This window comes from Massilia agilis, from assembly GCF_024756255.1.
Lineage (GTDB): Bacteria > Pseudomonadota > Gammaproteobacteria > Burkholderiales > Burkholderiaceae_D > Telluria > Telluria agilis.
Genome location: NZ_JANUHB010000002.1, coordinates 759964 through 777417, shown reverse-complemented (window position 1 = coordinate 777417; position 17454 = coordinate 759964). Strand labels below are relative to the sequence as shown.

The following is a 17454-nucleotide window of genomic DNA, read 5'->3' as shown; positions in this document are numbered from 1 at the left end:
CCAGTTGGGCTTTGATCAGGAATCCAGTATGTCTATCTCCACCACCCAGGAAATCGTTGCCGAATTGCGCGCAGGCCGCATGGTCATTCTCGTCGATGAAGAAGACCGCGAAAACGAGGGCGACCTGGTGCTGGCGGCCGACTTCGTCACCCCCGAGGCGATCAATTTCATGATCCGCCACGCGCGCGGCCTGGTGTGCCTGACCCTGACCGAAGAGCGCTGCGAACAGCTCGCCCTGCCGATGATGACGGCCAAGAACGGCACCTCGTTCGGCACCAATTTCACGGTCTCGATCGAGGCGGCCGAGGGCGTCACCACCGGCATCTCGGCGGCCGACCGCGCGCGCACCGTGCAGGCCGCAGTGGCCAAGAACGCCCGCCCCGACGACGTGGTCCAGCCGGGCCACATCTTCCCGCTCAAGGCCCAGAAGGGCGGCGTGCTGATGCGCGCCGGGCACACCGAGGCCGGCTGCGACCTGACCGAGATGGCCGGCCTGACCCCGGCATCGGTGATCTGCGAGATCATCAAGGAAGACGGCACCATGGCGCGCCTGCCGGACCTGATCGAGTTCGCCAAAGAGCACAACCTGAAGATCGGCACCATCGCCGACCTGATCCACTACCGCAGCCAGCACGAGTGCCTGGTCGAGCGCCTGGCCGAGCGCACGCTGTCCACCGCCTACGGCGACTTCCGCCTGGTGGCGTTCCGCGACACGCCGAGCGGCGCGGCGCACCTGGCGCTGGTGCACGGCGAGGTGTCGGGCGAGCGCGAGTCGCTGGTGCGGGTGCACCAGCCGGTGTCGATCCTGGATGTGCTGGAAACCCGCGCCACCACCCACTCGTGGAACCTGTCGGCGGCGATGCAGGCGGTGCAGGCCGCCGAGAGCGGCGTGCTGGTGCTGCTCAACTGCGGCGAAACGGCCGAGCAGCTGTTCGCCCAGTTCACCACGCTCGACTCGAAGGGCGTGCGCCCGGTCGGCCGCGCCGCGACGATGGACCTGCGCACCTACGGCATCGGCGCCCAGATCCTGCGCGACCTGGGCGTGCGCAAGATGAAGCTGCTGGCCAACCCGCGCAAGATGCCGTCGATGACCGGCTTCGACCTCGAGGTGACCGGCTACCTGCCGCTGCCGAACGCGGCGTGAAACGATTAACGCATACTATTTATATTTTAAAAAGAAGAGGGCAGCCATGACGGTAGGAACTTATGAAAGCAATTTTGACGGCGCGGGCCTGCGCATCGGTATCGTGCAGGCGCGTTTCAATGCCGACGTCGGGCATGGCCTGCTGTCCTCGTGCCTGGCCGAACTCAAGCGCCTGGGCGTGGCGGACGAAGACATCCTGCACGTGACCGTGCCGGGCGCGCTCGAAATCCCGCTGGCGCTGCAGCAGATGGCCCAGACCCAGCAGTTCGACGCGCTGATCGCGCTGGGCGCCGTGATCCGCGGCGAGACCTACCACTTCGAGCTGGTGTCCAACGAGTCGGGCGCGGGCATCACCCGCATCGGCCTGGACTACGGCATGCCGATCGCCAACGCGGTGCTGACCACCGAGAACGACGAGCAGGCCGAGGCGCGCATGGCGGAGAAGGGCACCGACGCGGCCAAGGTCGCGGTCGAGATGGCCAACCTCCTGATCGCGCTCGAAGAGCTGCAGGTCGAGGAAGACTGATTTAGAGGTTCAGAGAAGATGACTGAGAAAAGCATTCACGCCAACCCCAACAAGAACCGCACGCCGCGCCACCGCGCGCGCGAGTTCGCGTTGCAGGGGCTGTACCAATGGCTGCTCAATAACGAGCCGGCGTCCACCGTGGTCAACAATATCCGCAGCGCGCACGGCTTCGACAAGGCCGACGGCGAGTACTTCACCGAACTGCTGAACGGCGCAATCGCCCAGTCGGTGGAGCTGCGCGAAGTGCTGGCGCCCACCCTGGACCGCCCGCTGGCCGAGCTGTCGCCGATCGAGCACGCCGTGCTGCTGCTGGGCGCATGGGAGCTGAAGAACAAGATCGAGATCCCGTACCGGGTCGTGATCAACGAGGCGGTCGAGCTGACCAAGTCGTTCGGCGGGTCGGAAGGGCACAAGTACGTCAACGGCGTGCTGGACCGCCTGGCCGGCAAGCTGCGCCCGGACGAGGTGGCGGCGGACGGACGTCGCTGATTCGACGCCCTCTATATAAGAAGACCGCCCCGGTTCGCCGCGGCGGTCTTTTTTTATCGCTGCTTGTAGTGGAGCCGGCTCAACCCGCCTTGCTGAAATATGGCAGGAAGAACATATACAGCCCGCTGAACACAAGCAGCGCCAACGGCACAAGCGGGGCATAGGTGACCGCTGCCGGTGGCGGCCCAAATGCCATGCAGGCAAAGTTCACCAGAATGGTGAGCGTGAGCAGCATGCCCAGCCAGCGGTGGGTTTGACGAATCCAGCTTCGCACGATGCAGTACCTCCTGAACGAGTATCGAGGGCGGATGCCAGGTTCAACGTGCCTGGACGAGTTTCCAGCCATTGCCCGAGGGGTCGCGAAAGCTGGCATCGACCGATCCGTAGCGTTCGACCGGCGCTTGCGTGAATTCGACGCCGCGTTCGCGCATCAATTCATAAGCAGCCCGGCAATCTTCGACCATGAGCACCAGCGGCGGCATGGCGCCCTTGGCGACAGCCTCGTTCAGGGCTTGCGCGGTCCTGTCATCGACCATCGGCGCTTGCGGCCGGAACAGGCCCAGCTGGAAGCCGGGCTGCTCGGGGTGCTGGACGGTCAGCCAGCGATAATCCCCGTTCCGCGCATCCGTGTGCACGCGAAAACCGAGTCGTTCGACATAGAACTGGAGCGCCTCGTCCTGGTCATGGACGTAGATGCCGGCAACCTGGATACCATTTTTCATTATGTTCCTCCATTTGATGGGTCCAGCGTATCGCCTTTCGTTCGCCGGCGCTTCTCCGAAACTGCCATTGTGAGATGAGGCCGATGGGCCGCGCTGACGAAGCAATGGGGAACCTGCCCGAGGTCGCCGGGAGCCTGCCGCATTTGCCGCCTGAGTGCGCCCGGACTTTCGCCGGTCACGTCGCGGAAAGTCCGGCCAAACGTGCCCAGGCTGTTCCAGCCGGTCTGCAAGGCGATGTCGATGATGGGCAGGTCGGTGTCGCGTAACAGCGCTTTCGCGCGCTCGACCCGCCGCGCCAGCAGATAGCGGTGCGGCGGCAGGCCGAACGCGTCGCGGAACGCGCGCGCGAAGTATGCTTCGGACACGCCGCTCACGCCCGCCAGCCGCGACACCGGCCAGTCTTCGTGCGACGCCGCGTCCATGCGGTCCTTCGCGCGCAGCAGGCGGCGCAACAGCCTCAAGTCCCGGTCGCCGGACTTCTTGTTGTCAGTGGAAGAGCGCATGGTGCAAATATTGCACGAATGAGGGCGCCAGCGGGCAAGTCCAATTGAAAAAGGGCCGGGTCCTGACCGAACCCAGCCCTTGGCTGCCCTGGCGCGCCGTGATTACAGCCCGGCCAGCGTCTCCTGCGCCGCCGGTTGCTCGACCGGCGTGGCTGGCTGCTTGCGCGGCGCTGCCTTCTCGGCCACCGCGGTCGGCTGCGCCGGGAAGCTGATCGGCACGTTCTTGCCGGTGGCGACCTGCTTGAGGCGCTTGTACTCGGCCAGCACCTTGTTGCCGTAGCCCGAATCGCTGTCGGCCGCACCCGCGCCCACGTAGGTCTTGAGCGCCGCTTCCACCGAACCGGTGCGGTTCACGTAGTCCTTGAGGATCTGCGCGCCGACACGGATGTTGGCCACCGGGTTGAGCGCCGCCTGGGCGCCGCCCACTTCCTCGAACTTGTCGTTGTGGACCTTGGCCATCACCTGCATCAGGCCTTTGGCGCCCATCGGGCTTTCAGCGAACGGGTTCAGGCCCGATTCGATTGCCATCACCGCCAGCACCAGCAGCGGATCGATCTTGATCTCGTGCGCGGTCTGGTAGGTGGTCGCGACCAGCATGTTGGCCGCATCGCCTGCCACGCGGTAGCGGCGCGACAGCCAGCTGGTGACGAATTGCTGCTGCTTGCTGTGTACTGCCGGCTTTTCGTCGGCAGCTGGCGCCTCGACCGCCTCGTTGTGGTGCGGATCGACCATGGCGGCCAGCGGGTGCACCGGTGCCTGGACGACGGCCGGTTGCGGGTAAAGCAGTTCGGACACGCGCTTGGCGAGGTCCGGACGGGTGTACAGCACGGCCAACACGGCCACTGCGGAAAGACCGAAAACGGTCAGCGTATGTTGTGCGGTGGTCAGCAGACCGCGTGCGGCCTTGAACACCGAACCAACGGTGATCGGCTGGCTGGCCGCGTTTTGGAAGAGCCTTGCGCCCTGTCCGATGAAACGATTGATCATCGTATTCCCCTTTGTCGCGGCAAAAAGCTTCCTGGCGTGGCGCCTTGGGCGCTACGTTGGTCACTTTGCCGTGCATCAGAAAATCGTTGTTCGCCGCTGCTGCGGTCGAAAACGCCGTTATTGCGTAGCTATCAGCTGGGGCCTGCCCGGCGGGTGCGCTCCAGTGTGCCAAACAACATAGTGGGGGGAGTGAGGCAGACGCCTCGGGAAAAACACTCCTTAAAATGTCATGTGGGGCCCCCACCCCGTGAATGCTTGAGACGGGCTAAAATCGCGGGTGCACCGCTACCTGCCTCATCAAGTTGGGCAGATTGTATGAGCTCGCATATATCGCGTCAACCCTAGCACGCAAGCGCTTTATTACTTTTAAGTCTTACTTTCTTCGCTGCAACGCAGCAAACTGCTGAGAAATCAATCACTTGGCGTAGCTATTTGATCAACCCGATACATACCAAAAAAAAACGAAAATTTGATGAAGTACGCCGATCTGCGGGATTTCATTTCCCAACTGCAACAAAACGGAGAATTAAAGCGGGTTCAGGTGCCGGTCTCGCCCAAACTCGAGATGACCGAGGTCTGCGATCGCACCCTGCGCGCGGGCGGGCCGGCCCTGCTGTTCGAGCAGCCGGCCGGCTATGCCATGCCGGTGCTGGCCAACCTGTTCGGCACGCCGCGCCGGGTGGCGCTGGGCATGGGTGCGGACGATGTGGGCGAGCTGCGCAAGATCGGCCATGTGCTGGCGCGCCTGAAGGAGCCGGAGCCGCCGCGCGGTTTCAAAGACGTGATGGACATGGGCTCGCTGGTGAAAGCGGTGTGGGACATGTCGCCCAAGGAGGTGCGCGCGCCGGCCTGCCAGGAGATCGTGTGGGAAGGGCAGGACGTGGACCTTGGCCGCCTGCCGATCCAGCATTGCTGGCCGGGCGACGTGGCGCCGCTGATTACATGGGGGCTGGTCATCACCAAGGGGCCGAACAAGAAGCGCCAGAACCTGGGCATCTACCGCCAGCAGGTGCTGGGACCGAACAAGGTGATCATGCGCTGGCTCGCGCACCGCGGCGGCGCGCTCGACTTCCGCGAGCACTGCATCGCCAACCCGGGCAAACCGTATCCGGTGGCGGTGGCGCTGGGCGCCGACCCGGCCACGATCCTGGGCGCGGTGACGCCGGTGCCGGACACGCTGTCCGAATACCAGTTCGCGGGCCTGCTGCGCGGCCAGCGCACGGTGCTGGCCAAGGCCATCGGCAGCGAGCTGCGCGTGCCCGCGTCCGCCGAGATCGTGCTGGAAGGGCATATCTACCCGGACGCCGGCCACCCGAGCGGCTTCGAGCACGCGCTCGAGGGACCGTACGGCGACCACACCGGCTATTACAACGAGCAGGACTGGTTCCCGGTCTTCACGATCGACCGCATCACGATGCGGCGCGACCCGATCTACCACTCTACTTATACAGGCAAGCCGCCCGACGAGCCGGCGGTGCTGGGCGTGGCGCTGAACGAGGTGTTCATCCCGCTGCTGCAAAAGCAGTTCCCCGAGATCACCGACTTCTATTTGCCGCCGGAAGGCTGCAGCTACCGCATGGCGGTGGTGCAGATGAAGAAGCAGTACGCCGGCCACGCCAAGCGCGTGATGTTCGGGGTGTGGAGCTTCCTGCGCCAGTTCATGTATACCAAGTTCATCGTGGTGGTGGACGAGGACGTGAACGTGCGCGACTGGAAAGAGGTGATTTGGGCCATCACCACCCGCGTCGATCCGACCCGCGACACGGTCATGGTGGACAACACGCCGATCGACTACCTCGACTTTGCCTCGCCGGTGAGCGGGCTGGGCTCGAAGATGGGCATCGATGCCACCAACAAGTGGCCTGGCGAGACCAACCGCGAGTGGGGCACGCCGATCGTGATGGCGCCCGAGGTGAAGCAGCGGGTGGACGAGATCTGGCAGCAGCTGGGTATTTGAGCCAATACTCGGCTGCGCCAGCGGTCCATGGGTCCCCGCCTGCGCGGGGACGACGGGGCATGATGTCAGCGCATCAGATCGTCGTCCCCGCGCAGGCGGGGACCCATGCTGAGCTGGCTAAAGAGGCGGAGCTCACCTGACCCTGGCACCGGGAAGGCCCGATTTCCCATAACCGGCGTCGCTCGGTTATAATTGCACCTGGCGGGCCCCTGCGCATTGCGGCATGGTTTACCTGGTCAGGTCGGGAACGAAGCAGCCAAAGCCGTTCACCGCAAGTGCCGCAGATCAGGCTCGCCTCTTTCCCCTTCCTTCCGTTTTCGACCGTCCTCAGCGAGCGGTTGCAAATTGCAGTATCATCGTTTCGTCCCGTAGTTCACATTTGCCCCTGACCGGGCACCACTTCGACGTTTCCGATGCTAAATAACTCACGCCTGCTGCCGGCGGTGCTGGCGGCCACCATTGCCATTTCCGTTCCCATCGCAGCGTTCGCGGCGCCTGCCGCGCCGGCCGCCAACAACCCGGTCGTCAAGCCCGCCGAGCTCAAACCGCTGCTCGAGCAAGCCGACGTGCGGGTGCTCGACATCCGCGCACCGAAGGACTATGCCGCCGGCCACATTCCCGGCGCCGTCAACACGCCCTATGCCGCCTACCGCGGCCCGGCGGACAACGCCGGCGCACTGCCGGCCGAGACCAAGCTGACCGAACTGCTGCGCCAGGCCGGCATTACCGCCGACACGCGCGTGATCGTGGCCCATGCCGGCAATGACCACACCGACTTTGGCGCCGCCGCCCGCGTCTACTGGACCCTGAAAGTGGGCGGACTGACCCGCCTGTCGGTCCTCGACGGCGGCACGCTCGGCTGGAAGGCCGCCGGCGGGGCGCTCGACACCGCGGCGCCCAAGGTCGCCCCGACCGCGTTCACCTATCACTACAACAAGGCGATGATCGCCGAAACGCAGGAGCTGGCCGCCGAGGTCCAGGCAGGCAAGGCGCCCGTTCTGGTGGACGCCCGCCCGGCCGCCTTCTTCAAGGGCGAGCAGCGGGTTGACGCTGCGGCCCGCTACGGCACCTTGCCAGGCGCACGCTCGCTCGATAACGCGACCTTCTTCAATGCCGACGACAAGACGCTCAAGAGCGCCGACGAGCTGCAGCAGGCCGTGCGCCAGGCAGGCCTTGCGGACAAGGACGCCGTCTCGTTCTGCAATACCGGTCACTGGGCCGCCACTGACTGGTTCGTGCTGTCCGAGATCGCAGGCAACAAGCGCGTGAAGCTGTACCCGCAGTCGGTGGTGGAGTGGAGCAAGACCAAACTGCCGATGCAAAACGAACCGTCGCGCATGACCGCCCTGATGCAGGACGCCAAGCGTTCGCTCAAGAAGTAAGGGCGGGGCATGCGTTACCTGAAACGCGCCGGCTGGGTGGCCGGCGCCCTGGCGCTGGCCGTGGCCGTCACGCTGGCGGCCGGACTGCGGCAAGGCCTGCTGGCCCTGATCGGGATCGGCTTTGGCGCGGTGCTGCAGGGCGCCCGCTTCGGTTTTACGACCGGCTGGCGCAACTATATTGAGAAGCGCGACCCGCAAGGACTGTGGGCGCAGATGCTGGTGATCTCGCTGGCCGCCGCCCTCACGCTGCCGCTCCTGGCAGCGCACCCTGGCGAACTGGTGGGCGCGGTGGCGCCGATTTCGTTCAGCCTGGTGCTGGGCGCCTTCCTGTTTGGCGCCGCCATGCAGGTGGCCGATGGCTGCGGCTCCGGCACGCTCTACAAGGCCGGCAGCGGCGCGCCGGTGTCGTTTGCGGTGCTGCCCACCTTCGTGATCGGCAGCTTCGTGGGCGCATCGCACCAGCCGGCGTGGCTGGCGCTGGGCGGCTTGGCGCCGGTGGACATGCTGCAGTTCGGCTGGCCGGCCGCGCTGGCGATCACCGTGGCCGGTTGCGCGGCGGTGGCGTGGGGCGCGTGGGCGGGCGGGCACAAGCACCGCGCCGCGCACAAGCTGCTGGCTGCCGAAACGCGCTGGGCCAGGCGCTGGTGGCTGGGCGCCTTGCTGCTGGCGATCCTGTACGCCTTGCACCTGGTGGTGGCAGGGCAGCCGTGGGGCGTGGTCTACGGCCTCGGTTTGTGGGGCGCGAAGGCGGCCCAGGCAGTGGGCTGGAGCGCGGCCGGCGACGCCTTCTGGGGCGTGGCGCCGCACGCGGACCGGCTGGCCGCACCGATCCTGGCCGACGTCACCTCGGTGACCAACGTCGGCCTGATCTACGGCGCTCTGGCCGCATCGCGCTGGAACGGGCCGCCGGACGTGCGGGTGCCAAGCGCCAGGCGGATCGCCGTGGCGATGGTGGCCGGCCTGGTGATGGGCTACAGCTCGCGCATGGCGTTCGGCTGCAATGTCGGCGCCTTCCTGGACGGGATTACCTCCGCCAGCCTGCATGGCTGGGTGTGGTTCGCGCTGGCCTTCGCCGGGTCGCTCGTCGGTGTGCGGATTCGCAAGCAGGTGATGGGAGCGCCGGCATGAGCAAACGGACATTTGGCATCATCACCATCCTGTTCTGGCTGGCGTTCGGCTTGCTGGTTGCGCTGGATTTTTCGCGCAGCCAGACCACGCAGGCCGAGCCGCCGCTGATCGCGCTCGGTAGCGGGCAGGCGGCCAGCGGCGGGCACTGCTCGGGGCGCTGACGGGCGGGGGCCGTCTCCGGCCCTCGCATCCAATTCACTGGCCCGCGCGACTGCGCGAGCGCCGGCCCCGGCCGATTGTGGGCGGCAACGCACAACTGCTGTAAAATCGCGCCATGTCCTATCAAGTCCTCGCCCGCAAATACCGTCCCCGGAACTTCGACACGCTGGTCGGTCAGGAGCACGTGGTGCGCGCGCTCACGCACGCCCTTGCGACCGGGCGTTTGCACCATGCCTACCTGTTCACGGGTACGCGCGGCGTCGGCAAGACGACGCTCTCGCGCATCCTGGCCAAGTCGCTCAACTGCACCGGCCCGGACGGCCAGGGCGGCATCACTGCCGAACCCTGCGGCCAGTGCGAGGCCTGCCGTGCGATCGACGCCGGCCGCTTCGTGGACTACATCGAGATGGACGCGGCGTCCAACCGCGGCGTGGACGAGATGGCCCAGCTGCTCGAACAGGCGGTGTACGCCCCCAGCAACGCGCGCTTCAAGGTCTATATGATCGACGAGGTGCACATGCTGACCAATCACGCGTTCAACGCGATGCTCAAGACGCTGGAAGAGCCGCCCGAGCACGTGAAGTTCATCCTCGCGACCACCGACCCGCAAAAGATCCCGGTCACGGTGCTGTCGCGCTGCCTGCAGTTCAACCTGAAGCAGATGCCGCCGGGGCACATCGTCGGTCACCTCGAGAACATCCTCGGGCAGGAAGGCGTCACGTACGAGCAGCCGGCGCTGCGCCTGCTGGCGCAAGGCGCGCACGGTTCGATGCGCGATGCGCTGTCGCTGACCGACCAGGCGATCGCCTACGCCGCCGGCCAGGTCACGCTGGACGCGGTGCAGGGCATGCTGGGCGCGCTGGACCAGTCCTACCTGGTGCGCCTGCTCGACGCCCTGGCCAAACAGGACGGCGCCGACCTGATGGCGGTGGCCGACGAAATGGCCAGCCGCAGCCTGTCGTACAACGGCGCGCTGCAGGACCTGGCCACGCTGCTGCATCGCGTTGCGCTGGCGCAGACCGTGCCATCCGCCGTGCCGGAAGACCTGCCGGAACTGGCCGACATCCAGCGCCTGGCCGGCCAGTTCGACCCGCAGGAAGTGCAGCTGTATTACCAGATTGCGGTGCACGGCCGTAACGAGATTGGCCTGGCGCCCGACGAATACGCGGGCTTTACGATGACGCTGCTGCGCATGCTGGCGTTCCGCCCGGGGCAGGGCGGCGCCGATGCGGTGGCCGCACCGGCGCAGTCCGCGCCGGCGCGTCCGCAGGCACCCGCGCGCGCCGCGGCAGCAGCGGTGGCCAGCCACGCCACCGTGCCGACCCGCCCGCCTGCCACGCCGGTCCAGGCAGCGCCAGCGCCTGCGGCGCCGCCGCCTGCAAGCCAGCCGCATGCAGCACCGAGCTCCGCACAGCCCATGAGCCCGGCGCGGGCCGCCATCAACGCGGCGCTCGAAGCGGCGCGCGCTGCCTCGCGTAACGTCATCGGCGGCAAGCGCTCGGCGTCGCCGCCGCCTGCGCCCGACAACGGCGCGCCGTCGGCGCCGGCCGCCCAGGCTGCGCCAGCCGCACCGGCGCCACAGCCGCCGGCACCGCAGATGCGCGCCGCGCCGCCGCAGCCGCAGCAAGTGCCACAGAATCCGCAGATGCGCGCGGCCGGCCAGCCGGCCGGCTCGCCGCCGTGGGACCAGGGACAGCCGGCCGCCCTCATGCGCGGCCAGGCGCAGGCAATGGAATACGAGGACGGCGACACGCTCACCGAAGAACCGCCGTCGTGGGTGACCGAATTTTCGGACGACCGCGCGGTGGCCTCGGAAGCCGCGCCGGTGGCGCCGCCGCCCGCGCCAAGCCGCGCGCCGGCCGCGCCGCCGTACGCTTACGTGGTCACGCCGGTCCCGGCGATCGCGTGGGACGGCAACTGGCCGGCGCTGGCCGCAAGCCTGCCGCTGCGCGGGGTGGCGCAGCAGCTGGCGCTGCAGACCGAACTGGTCGAGTGCGTGGCCGATAGCGCATCCGCGACCTTCCGCCTGCGCGTGCCGGTCGATACGCTGCGCGCCAGCGGCAACAGCGAGAAGCTGTGCGCCGCGCTGCAGGAGCGCTTTCCGCAGGTGCGCGTGAACGTGGACACCCAGATCGCGCCGGTGTGGTACACCGCCAGCGCCGAGGCCAAGGCCGAGCGCGAACGCCGCCAGCGCGAGGCCGAGGCGGCCGTCGATGCCGACCCGTTCGTGCAGGCGATGGCGCGCCAGTTCAACGCCTTCGTGGTGCCCGGTTCGGTGCGCCCCAAGGCCGCCTGAACACTGAATTTATCCAGTCAATTTTTGTCTATACCAGACTTTTGGAGAACACAGCCATGATGAAAAACCAGCTCGCTGGGCTGATGAAGCAAGCCCAGGCCATGCAGGACAACATGAAAAAAGCGCAGGAGCAGCTGGCGCTCATCGAGGTCGAGGGCCAGTCCGGCGCCGGCCTGGTCAAGGTCACCATGACCTGCAAGAACGACGTCAAGCGCGTGCAGATCGACCCGTCGCTGCTGGCGGACGACAAGGACATGCTGGAAGACCTGGTGGCCGCCGCGTTCAACGACGCCGTGCGCAAGGCGGAAGCCACTGCCGCCGAAAAGATGGGCAGCCTCACCGCCGGCCTGCCGCTGCCGCCGGGCTTCAAGATGCCGTTCTGATGATGTTTGTCATTTCCCTCACCTATATCGTGCCGCTCGAGCAGATCGACGGCCACCTGGCGGCGCACCGCGACTTCCTGGAAGAGCAATATGCCAAGGGTAACTTCCTCATGTCCGGCCGCAAGGTGCCGCGCGAGGGCGGCGTGATCATCGCGCAGGGCGACAGCCGCGCCGAGGTCGAGGAACTGATCCGCCAGGATCCGTTTCACAAGGCCGGCGTGGCGCGCTACGACATTACCGAATTCGCGCCGACCATGACGGCCGAGGTGCTGGCGGCGTATCGCGTCAAGTAAGGCCATGTCTTCCAAATCGCTCGACTTCCTGACCGAGGCGCTCAAGCGCCTGCCCGGCGTGGGCCCGAAGTCGGCGCAGCGCATGGCCTTCCACCTGCTGCAGCATGACCGCGAGGGCGCGGCCATGCTGTCGCGCGCGCTGTACCAGGCGGTGGACCAGGTGCATCACTGCGCGCTGTGCAACACCTTTACCGAAGCCGAGGTGTGCGACCTGTGCCAGGACGAGGCGCGCGACCGCTCGCTGCTGTGCGTGGTCGAAACGCCGGCCGACCAGGTGATGATCGAACAGACCCTGACCTACAAGGGCCTGTACTTCGTGCTGATGGGGCGCCTGTCGCCGCTGGACGGCATCGGCCCCAAGGACCTGCACCTGGACAAGCTGGTGGGCCGTTCGACCGACGGCGAGGTCAGGGAAGTGGTGCTTGCCACCAACTTCACCAACGAGGGCGAAGCCACCGCCCATTACATCAGTGAAATGCTGAAGGCGCGCGGCCTGGCGGTGAGCCGCCTCGCGCGCGGCGTCCCCGTCGGGGGCGAACTCGAATACGTGGACGCGGGCACCATAGCGCGCGCCATGCTGGACCGTCGCAGCGCATAATAAACAGAACGGCAACCCGCCGGTGAGACGCGGGAGCCTGTTTGAGTGTGCGCAAGCTAGGCCCGCGGTCGACTGCTATCGTGGGCGAACTTTGAGCGGACCCCCAGCATGCATCTCGTCGACATCACCATGTTCTACGCGCCGGAAGGCGGCGGCGTGAGTACCTACCTGAACGCCAAGGCGCGCTGGCTGGCAAGGCACAGCCGCGTTCGGCACACCATCCTCAGCCCCAATGTGCAAAGCCGCGGCCGTGGCCGCGCGCCGGCGCTGGTGCGCATTCCGGCGGTGTCGGTGCCCGGCATCCACGGCTACCGCATGCCGCTGTCGGTGGCGGGCCCGGCGCGCCAGCTGCAAACGGCCCGTGCCGACCTGGTGGAGGCCGGTGACGCCGGCCACTGCGCCTGGGCCGCGCTGCGCATGCAGCAGCAGCACGGCGTGCCGGCCGTGGCGTTCTACCATTCCGACCTGCCGCGCCTGGTGCAGCACCGGCTGGGCCGGGTGTCGGCGGCCGCGGTGCGGCGCTATCTCGCACACCTGTACCGGCGGTTCGACCTGGTGCTTGCGCCCAGCAGGCTCATGGTCCAGCAGCTGGCCGACATGGGTGTGCCCGACGCGCTGCACCAGCCGCTGGGCATCGACAGCGGCGTGTTCCGGCCCGACCGGCGGGTGGACACGCTGCGCGAGCACCTGCACCTGGCCCCCAACGCGCGCCTGCTGGTGTACGCCGGCCGCTTCACGCCCGAAAAAAAGCTGCATGTGCTGATCGACGCGGTGCGCAAGCTCGGGCGCCCCTACCACCTGGTGCTGATCGGCGGCGGCACCGAGCTGCCGCGCTACCCGCAAATCACCTACGTGCCGTTCAAGCGTGACCAGCGCCAATTGGCGCGCCTCTTGGCCAGCTGCGACGTGCTGGTGCATCCGGGCGACTGCGAAACCTTCGGCCTGATCGTGCTCGAGGCCATGGCCTGCGGCCTGCCGGTGGTGGGCACCTCGGGCGGCGGCGTGGCCGAGCTGGTGGACGCCGAGACCGGCATCCTGGCCGAGCCCAACAACGTGGACAGCCTGGCCGCGGCCATCGAGGCCATCTACCAGCGCGACCTGGCGCAGCTGGGCATCAACGCGCGCCGCAAGGCGCAGGACCATTACGACTGGGACCGGGTGATGCCGCAGCTGATGCAGCGCTACGGCAGCCTGGTGGCCAGCGCGGAGCGGGCGGCACTGGAGGTGGAGCGCATCTGTGTCACCGACTGAGCCACAATTGCTGTGCGTGTCGATCCACGACGTCGCGCCGGCCACCTGGGCCGGCTGCGAGCGGCTGGCCCGCGCGATCCGTGAAGTGGCCGATATTCCCCTGACCTGGCTGGTGGTGCCGCGCTACCACGAGCGCGACGAGGTGTCCGAATCCATGCAGGCCGGGCTGGCCGGCTACCTGGCGCAGGGGCACGAGCTTGCGCTGCACGGCTACACCCACCTGGACAGCGTGCCGGTGGCCGGCGGCGCGCGCAGCCGCTTTTTGCGTGGCGTGTATACCACGCGCGAAGGCGAGTTTTCCGCGTTGTCCTACGACGAGTCGCGGCGCCGCATCCGCCTTGGGCTCGACTGGTTTGCCGCGCGCGGCTGGCCGGTGTACGGCTTCGTGCCACCGGCCTGGCTGCTGGGGCCGGAAGCCTGGCGCGCGCTGCGCGAGGCGCCGTTCGAGTACACCACCACTTTCAGCCGCCTGCACCTGCTGCGGCAGGGCAGGTCGGTGCTGTCCCCGTCGCTGGTGTACGCAGCGCGCAATCGCGCGGGGCGATTCCTGTCGCCGCTGGCAGCCGACGCCGGCGCGGCGCTGCTGGCGCGTGCACCGCTGGTCCGCCTGTCGCTGCATCCGCCGGACGCGCGCCATCCGCGCCTGCTGCGCCACGCCCAGCAACTGGTGGAGCGCCTGCTGGCCACCCACGCCGCCGTCACCAAGGCCGGCTGCGCACGCGCGCTCAGTACGGTCCCCAGTAGCCGTGGTGCCAGTATCCCGGGCCGGAGTAGTACGGGTAGCTGAGGTAGTTGCGCAGGTCTTCCTTCGCACTCAGGTTGAGGATGCAGGCGCGCCACTGGTCGGTGTTGACCGTGTAGCCGAGCCGCTGGCAGGCCGGGCCGTAGATCACCACCATCTCGTCCGCCTGAGCCTGCATCTGGGCGGCCCGCTCCTGCGGGGTGGTGCAGGCTGCCAGCAGCAGGGCCGCCAGCGCCAAGGGCAGGGTGCGCATCGTCGCCTCCTTTCACGGATGGCCCGTGCTCGTCGATGTCTCTTCCCAGACTACTGAACGAGCGTGCGACAAGTTTGATTTTGCTCAATCAGGAACATGACCAGCGTGCTTGACTGCCCCAAGGTCCTACACCATGAACCAGCTTCCTCCGGCATGGTTTTTCTGGCAAGATCGGCGGACAACAACAGGGGAGGAGACACGATGCGCCGAACACGCTGGACCGCTTGGACCTTGCGCTCGCTTGCCGGCTTGCTGCTGCTGGTACTGCTGGCCGCACTGGCCGCCTGGCTCTACCTGCGGGGCAGCCTGGCGCAGCTGGACGGCGAACGCGTGGACGCAGGGCTGCACGCGCCGGTCACGGTGGCGCGCGACGAGCGCGGCGTGCCGGAGATCGCCGGCGCCGACCGCCTCGACCTGGCCTATGCGACGGGGTTCGTGCATGCGCAGGAGCGCTTCTTCCAGATGGACCTGCTGCGCCGCTCGGCCGCGGGCGAACTGGCCGAGCTGTTCGGCCCCAAGGCGCTGCCGCGCGACCGCGCCAGCCGGCTGCACCGCTTCCGCGCCCGCGCCGGGCAAGTGCTGGACCGGCTGGGGCCGGATGACCGCGCCTTCATCGACCGTTACGTGGCCGGCGTGAACGACGGACTATCGGCGCTCTCCGCGCGGCCGTTCGAATACGCGCTCACGGGCACCGCGCCGCGCCCGTGGACGGCGGCCGATTCGGTGCTGGTGGTGTGGGCCATGTTCCTCGACCTGCAAGGCAGCCAGCAGCCGCACGAGCTGGCGCGTGGCTGGCTGCGCGAGCACACCGACGCCGCGCAGCTTGGCTTCCTGCTGCCGGAATCGACCCAGTGGGACGCGCCGCATGACGCGGCCCAGGTCGCACCGCCCGGCATGCCGATCCCGTCCAGGGCGCCTGCCTGGTGGGGCAACGGCGGCCAGGCGCGCATGCTGGCGCTGAACGAGGGCCTGGACGCGGTGGGCAGCAACAACTACGCGATCGCAGGCAGCCGCAGCGTGAATGGCGCGGCGATCGTGTCGGACGACATGCACCTGGGCCTGCAGCTGCCGAACATCTGGTACCGCCTGGCGCTGCGCTATCCGGACGAGCAAGGCGCGCAGCGCCGCATCGTCGGCGTCACGCTGCCGGGCGCGCCGCCGATCATGATCGTGGCCAGCAACGGCCACGTGGCCTGGGCCTTCACCAACAGCTATGGCGACTATCTCGACTTCGTTGCGCTCGGCGCCGACACCGCGCACCCCGGCCAGGTGCGCGTGCCGGCAGGCTGGGAGACGCCGGCGCGCCATGTCGAGCGCATCCTCGTCAAGGGCCAGCCCGCGGTAGAGATGGAGGTGCGCGAGACATCGCTGGGGCCGGTGGTCAAAGCCGACGGCAAGGCGTATGCGCTGCACTGGATCGCGCACGATCCGGCGGCGATCAACCTGAATCACCGCAAGCTGGAAGCGGCGGCTTCGGTGGACGAAGCGCTGGCGATCGCGAACACGGACGGCATCCCGGCGCAGAATTTTGTCGCCGGCGACGACCGCGGCAACATCGGCTGGACCATCGCCGGCATCCTGCCGCGGCGCGAGACCCCAGCGACGGTCGCGACTTTCCCGCTCGACGGCCAGACCACCTGGCAAGGCCTGCTGCCGCCAGCCGACTACCCGCGCGTGGTCAATCCCGCCGACGGCCAGCTCAGCACCGCCAACAGCCGCCAGCTGATGGGCGAGGGCGGGCAGAAGATCGGCGACGGCGGCTTTGACCTCGGCGCCCGCAACCGCCAGCTGCGCGAAGACCTGCTGGCGCTGGGTCCCAAGGTCGACGTGCAGGCCGCGTTTGGCGCCGCCCTCGATGACCGGGCCTTGTTTGTCGCCCCCTGGCGCGAGCGGGCGCTGCGCGCGCTCGATGCGCAGGCGCTGCAGGGCCACCCGCAGCGCGCGGAATTCCGGCGCCTGCTCGATACCGGCTGGGATGGGCACGCGAGCGTCAGTTCCGTCGGCTACCGGCTCGCACGCAGCACGATGTGGGCGATGGCCGAGCTCCTGTTCGGCCAGGCGGACCGGCAGATGAAGCAGCTCGACCCGAAGGCAAGCGTGACGATGGCGACCACGCGCTGGCCGGTGGTGCTCGAGCGGCTGCTCAACGAGCGCCCTGCGTCGTGGCTGCCGCGGGGCTACAGCGACTGGCACGCGTTCGAGCTGGCGGGGATCGACCGCGTGATCGCGCAGCTGACTGCCGATGGCAAGAGCTTGTCCGCGGCGAGCTGGGGCGCACGCAACACGGTTGCGATCGCGCACCCGATCAGCATGGCCGCGCCGTTCCTCAAGCCCTGGCTGGCCGCGCCGCCGGACCAGCTGCCGGGCGACTCGAACATGCCGCGCGTGGCCGCGCCCACCTTTGGACAGTCGGAGCGCATGACGGTCTCGCCGGGGCACGAGGAGCAGGGGATTTTCAACATGCCGGGCGGGCAGAGCGGGCACCCGCTGTCGCCGTTCTTCCTGGCCGGGCACGAGGACTGGGTGAGGGCCAAGCCGCAGCCGCTGCTGCCGGGGCCGGCGAAGTACACGCTGACATTCAAACCATAGCCACGTCGTCCCCCGCGAAGGCGGGGGCCCATGGACAACGAGCGCAGTCGGT

Annotated in this window: 19 protein-coding genes and 1 other RNA gene; 15 read left to right on the top strand and 5 right to left on the bottom strand. The window is 67.9% G+C overall.

Going from position 1 to position 17454, the window contains the following annotated elements:
- Positions 1-28: 28 nt before the first annotated feature.
- The 3 genes from ribBA to nusB are packed head-to-tail and all read left to right on the top strand — an operon-like array spanning position 29 to position 2159.
- Positions 29-1144 carry a bifunctional 3,4-dihydroxy-2-butanone-4-phosphate synthase/GTP cyclohydrolase II gene (gene ribBA / locus NX774_RS10545; protein ID WP_258822126.1) on the top strand — a complete coding sequence of 372 codons (1116 nt, stop codon included), beginning with the start codon at positions 29-31 and terminating at the stop codon, positions 1142-1144.
- A 46-nt stretch (positions 1145-1190) separates the two neighbouring features.
- Entirely contained in the window at positions 1191-1670 is a 480-nt protein-coding gene (ribH, locus tag NX774_RS10540; RefSeq protein ID WP_258822125.1) for a 6,7-dimethyl-8-ribityllumazine synthase, read from the top strand.
- Positions 1671-1688: 18 nt separating this feature from the next.
- On the top strand, positions 1689-2159 hold the full coding sequence (gene nusB, locus NX774_RS10535) for a transcription antitermination factor NusB (RefSeq protein WP_258822124.1): 471 nt from the start codon (positions 1689-1691) through the stop codon (positions 2157-2159).
- 79 nt (positions 2160-2238) lie between these two features.
- On the opposite strand, the gene NX774_RS10530 is transcribed toward nusB, so the two are convergent.
- The 4 genes from NX774_RS10530 to NX774_RS10515 form a co-directional block, all read right to left on the bottom strand.
- Positions 2239-2433, bottom strand: a complete 195-nt coding sequence (locus NX774_RS10530; RefSeq protein WP_258822123.1) for a hypothetical protein — start codon at positions 2431-2433, stop codon at positions 2239-2241.
- A 43-nt stretch (positions 2434-2476) separates the two neighbouring features.
- Positions 2477-2881: a VOC family protein gene (locus tag NX774_RS10525; protein ID WP_258822122.1), complete on the bottom strand. Its 405-nt coding sequence runs from the start codon at positions 2879-2881 to the stop codon at positions 2477-2479.
- The gene (locus tag NX774_RS10520; protein WP_258822121.1) at positions 2881-3384 is read right to left on the bottom strand and encodes a helix-turn-helix transcriptional regulator; all 504 of its coding nucleotides are present in this window, start codon (positions 3382-3384) and stop codon (positions 2881-2883) included. Before NX774_RS10520 ends, NX774_RS10525 begins: the two co-directional genes overlap by 1 nt.
- 102 nt (positions 3385-3486) lie before the next feature.
- Positions 3487-4371, bottom strand: coding sequence for a transglycosylase SLT domain-containing protein (locus tag NX774_RS10515; RefSeq protein ID WP_258822120.1), 885 nt, complete (start codon positions 4369-4371; stop codon positions 3487-3489).
- A gap of 472 nt (positions 4372-4843) precedes the next feature.
- On the opposite strand from NX774_RS10515, the gene ubiD reads away from it, so the two are divergent.
- The 11 genes from ubiD to NX774_RS10460 all read left to right on the top strand — a co-directional run bounded on the left by ubiD (position 4844) and on the right by NX774_RS10460 (position 14605).
- On the top strand, positions 4844-6328 hold the full coding sequence (ubiD, locus tag NX774_RS10510) for a 4-hydroxy-3-polyprenylbenzoate decarboxylase (protein WP_258822119.1): 1485 nt from the start codon (positions 4844-4846) through the stop codon (positions 6326-6328).
- Between the two features lie 200 nt (positions 6329-6528).
- An RNA gene (gene ffs / locus NX774_RS10505) (signal recognition particle sRNA small type) lies at positions 6529-6627 on the top strand.
- A gap of 114 nt (positions 6628-6741) precedes the next feature.
- Positions 6742-7710, top strand: a complete 969-nt coding sequence (locus tag NX774_RS10500; protein ID WP_258822118.1) for a sulfurtransferase — start codon at positions 6742-6744, stop codon at positions 7708-7710.
- 9 nt (positions 7711-7719) lie between these two features.
- Positions 7720-8838 carry a YeeE/YedE family protein gene (locus tag NX774_RS10495; RefSeq protein ID WP_258822117.1) on the top strand — a complete coding sequence of 373 codons (1119 nt, stop codon included), beginning with the start codon at positions 7720-7722 and terminating at the stop codon, positions 8836-8838.
- The gene (locus NX774_RS10490; protein ID WP_258822116.1) at positions 8835-8999 is read left to right on the top strand and encodes a hypothetical protein; all 165 of its coding nucleotides are present in this window, start codon (positions 8835-8837) and stop codon (positions 8997-8999) included. The genes NX774_RS10495 and NX774_RS10490 overlap by 4 nt, the downstream gene beginning before the upstream one ends.
- A 113-nt stretch (positions 9000-9112) precedes the next feature.
- Positions 9113-11293: a DNA polymerase III subunit gamma/tau gene (locus NX774_RS10485; protein WP_258822115.1), complete on the top strand. Its 2181-nt coding sequence runs from the start codon at positions 9113-9115 to the stop codon at positions 11291-11293.
- 56 nt (positions 11294-11349) lie between these two features.
- The gene (locus NX774_RS10480) at positions 11350-11676 is read left to right on the top strand and encodes a YbaB/EbfC family nucleoid-associated protein (RefSeq protein ID WP_258822114.1); all 327 of its coding nucleotides are present in this window, start codon (positions 11350-11352) and stop codon (positions 11674-11676) included.
- Positions 11676-11969: a YciI family protein gene (locus NX774_RS10475; RefSeq protein WP_370660419.1), complete on the top strand. Its 294-nt coding sequence runs from the start codon at positions 11676-11678 to the stop codon at positions 11967-11969. Before NX774_RS10480 ends, NX774_RS10475 begins: the two co-directional genes overlap by 1 nt.
- A 4-nt stretch (positions 11970-11973) precedes the next feature.
- A complete protein-coding gene (gene recR, locus NX774_RS10470) occupies positions 11974-12567 on the top strand; it encodes a recombination mediator RecR (protein ID WP_258822113.1) in 594 nt (197 codons plus the stop codon).
- Positions 12568-12675: 108 nt separating this feature from the next.
- Positions 12676-13818 carry a glycosyltransferase family 4 protein gene (locus tag NX774_RS10465; RefSeq protein WP_258822112.1) on the top strand — a complete coding sequence of 381 codons (1143 nt, stop codon included), beginning with the start codon at positions 12676-12678 and terminating at the stop codon, positions 13816-13818.
- On the top strand, positions 13805-14605 hold the full coding sequence (locus tag NX774_RS10460; RefSeq protein ID WP_258822111.1) for a DUF2334 domain-containing protein: 801 nt from the start codon (positions 13805-13807) through the stop codon (positions 14603-14605). Before NX774_RS10465 ends, NX774_RS10460 begins: the two co-directional genes overlap by 14 nt.
- Here NX774_RS10460 and NX774_RS10455 read toward each other — a convergent pair.
- Entirely contained in the window at positions 14544-14813 is a 270-nt protein-coding gene (locus tag NX774_RS10455) for a hypothetical protein (RefSeq protein WP_258822110.1), read from the bottom strand. The two genes, NX774_RS10460 and NX774_RS10455, sit on opposite strands and share 62 nt — an antisense overlap.
- Positions 14814-15014: 201 nt before the next feature.
- Between NX774_RS10455 and NX774_RS10450 the strand changes: the two genes are divergently transcribed.
- Positions 15015-17402 carry a penicillin acylase family protein gene (locus NX774_RS10450; RefSeq protein ID WP_258822109.1) on the top strand — a complete coding sequence of 796 codons (2388 nt, stop codon included), beginning with the start codon at positions 15015-15017 and terminating at the stop codon, positions 17400-17402.
- Positions 17403-17454: the final 52 nt, after the last annotated feature.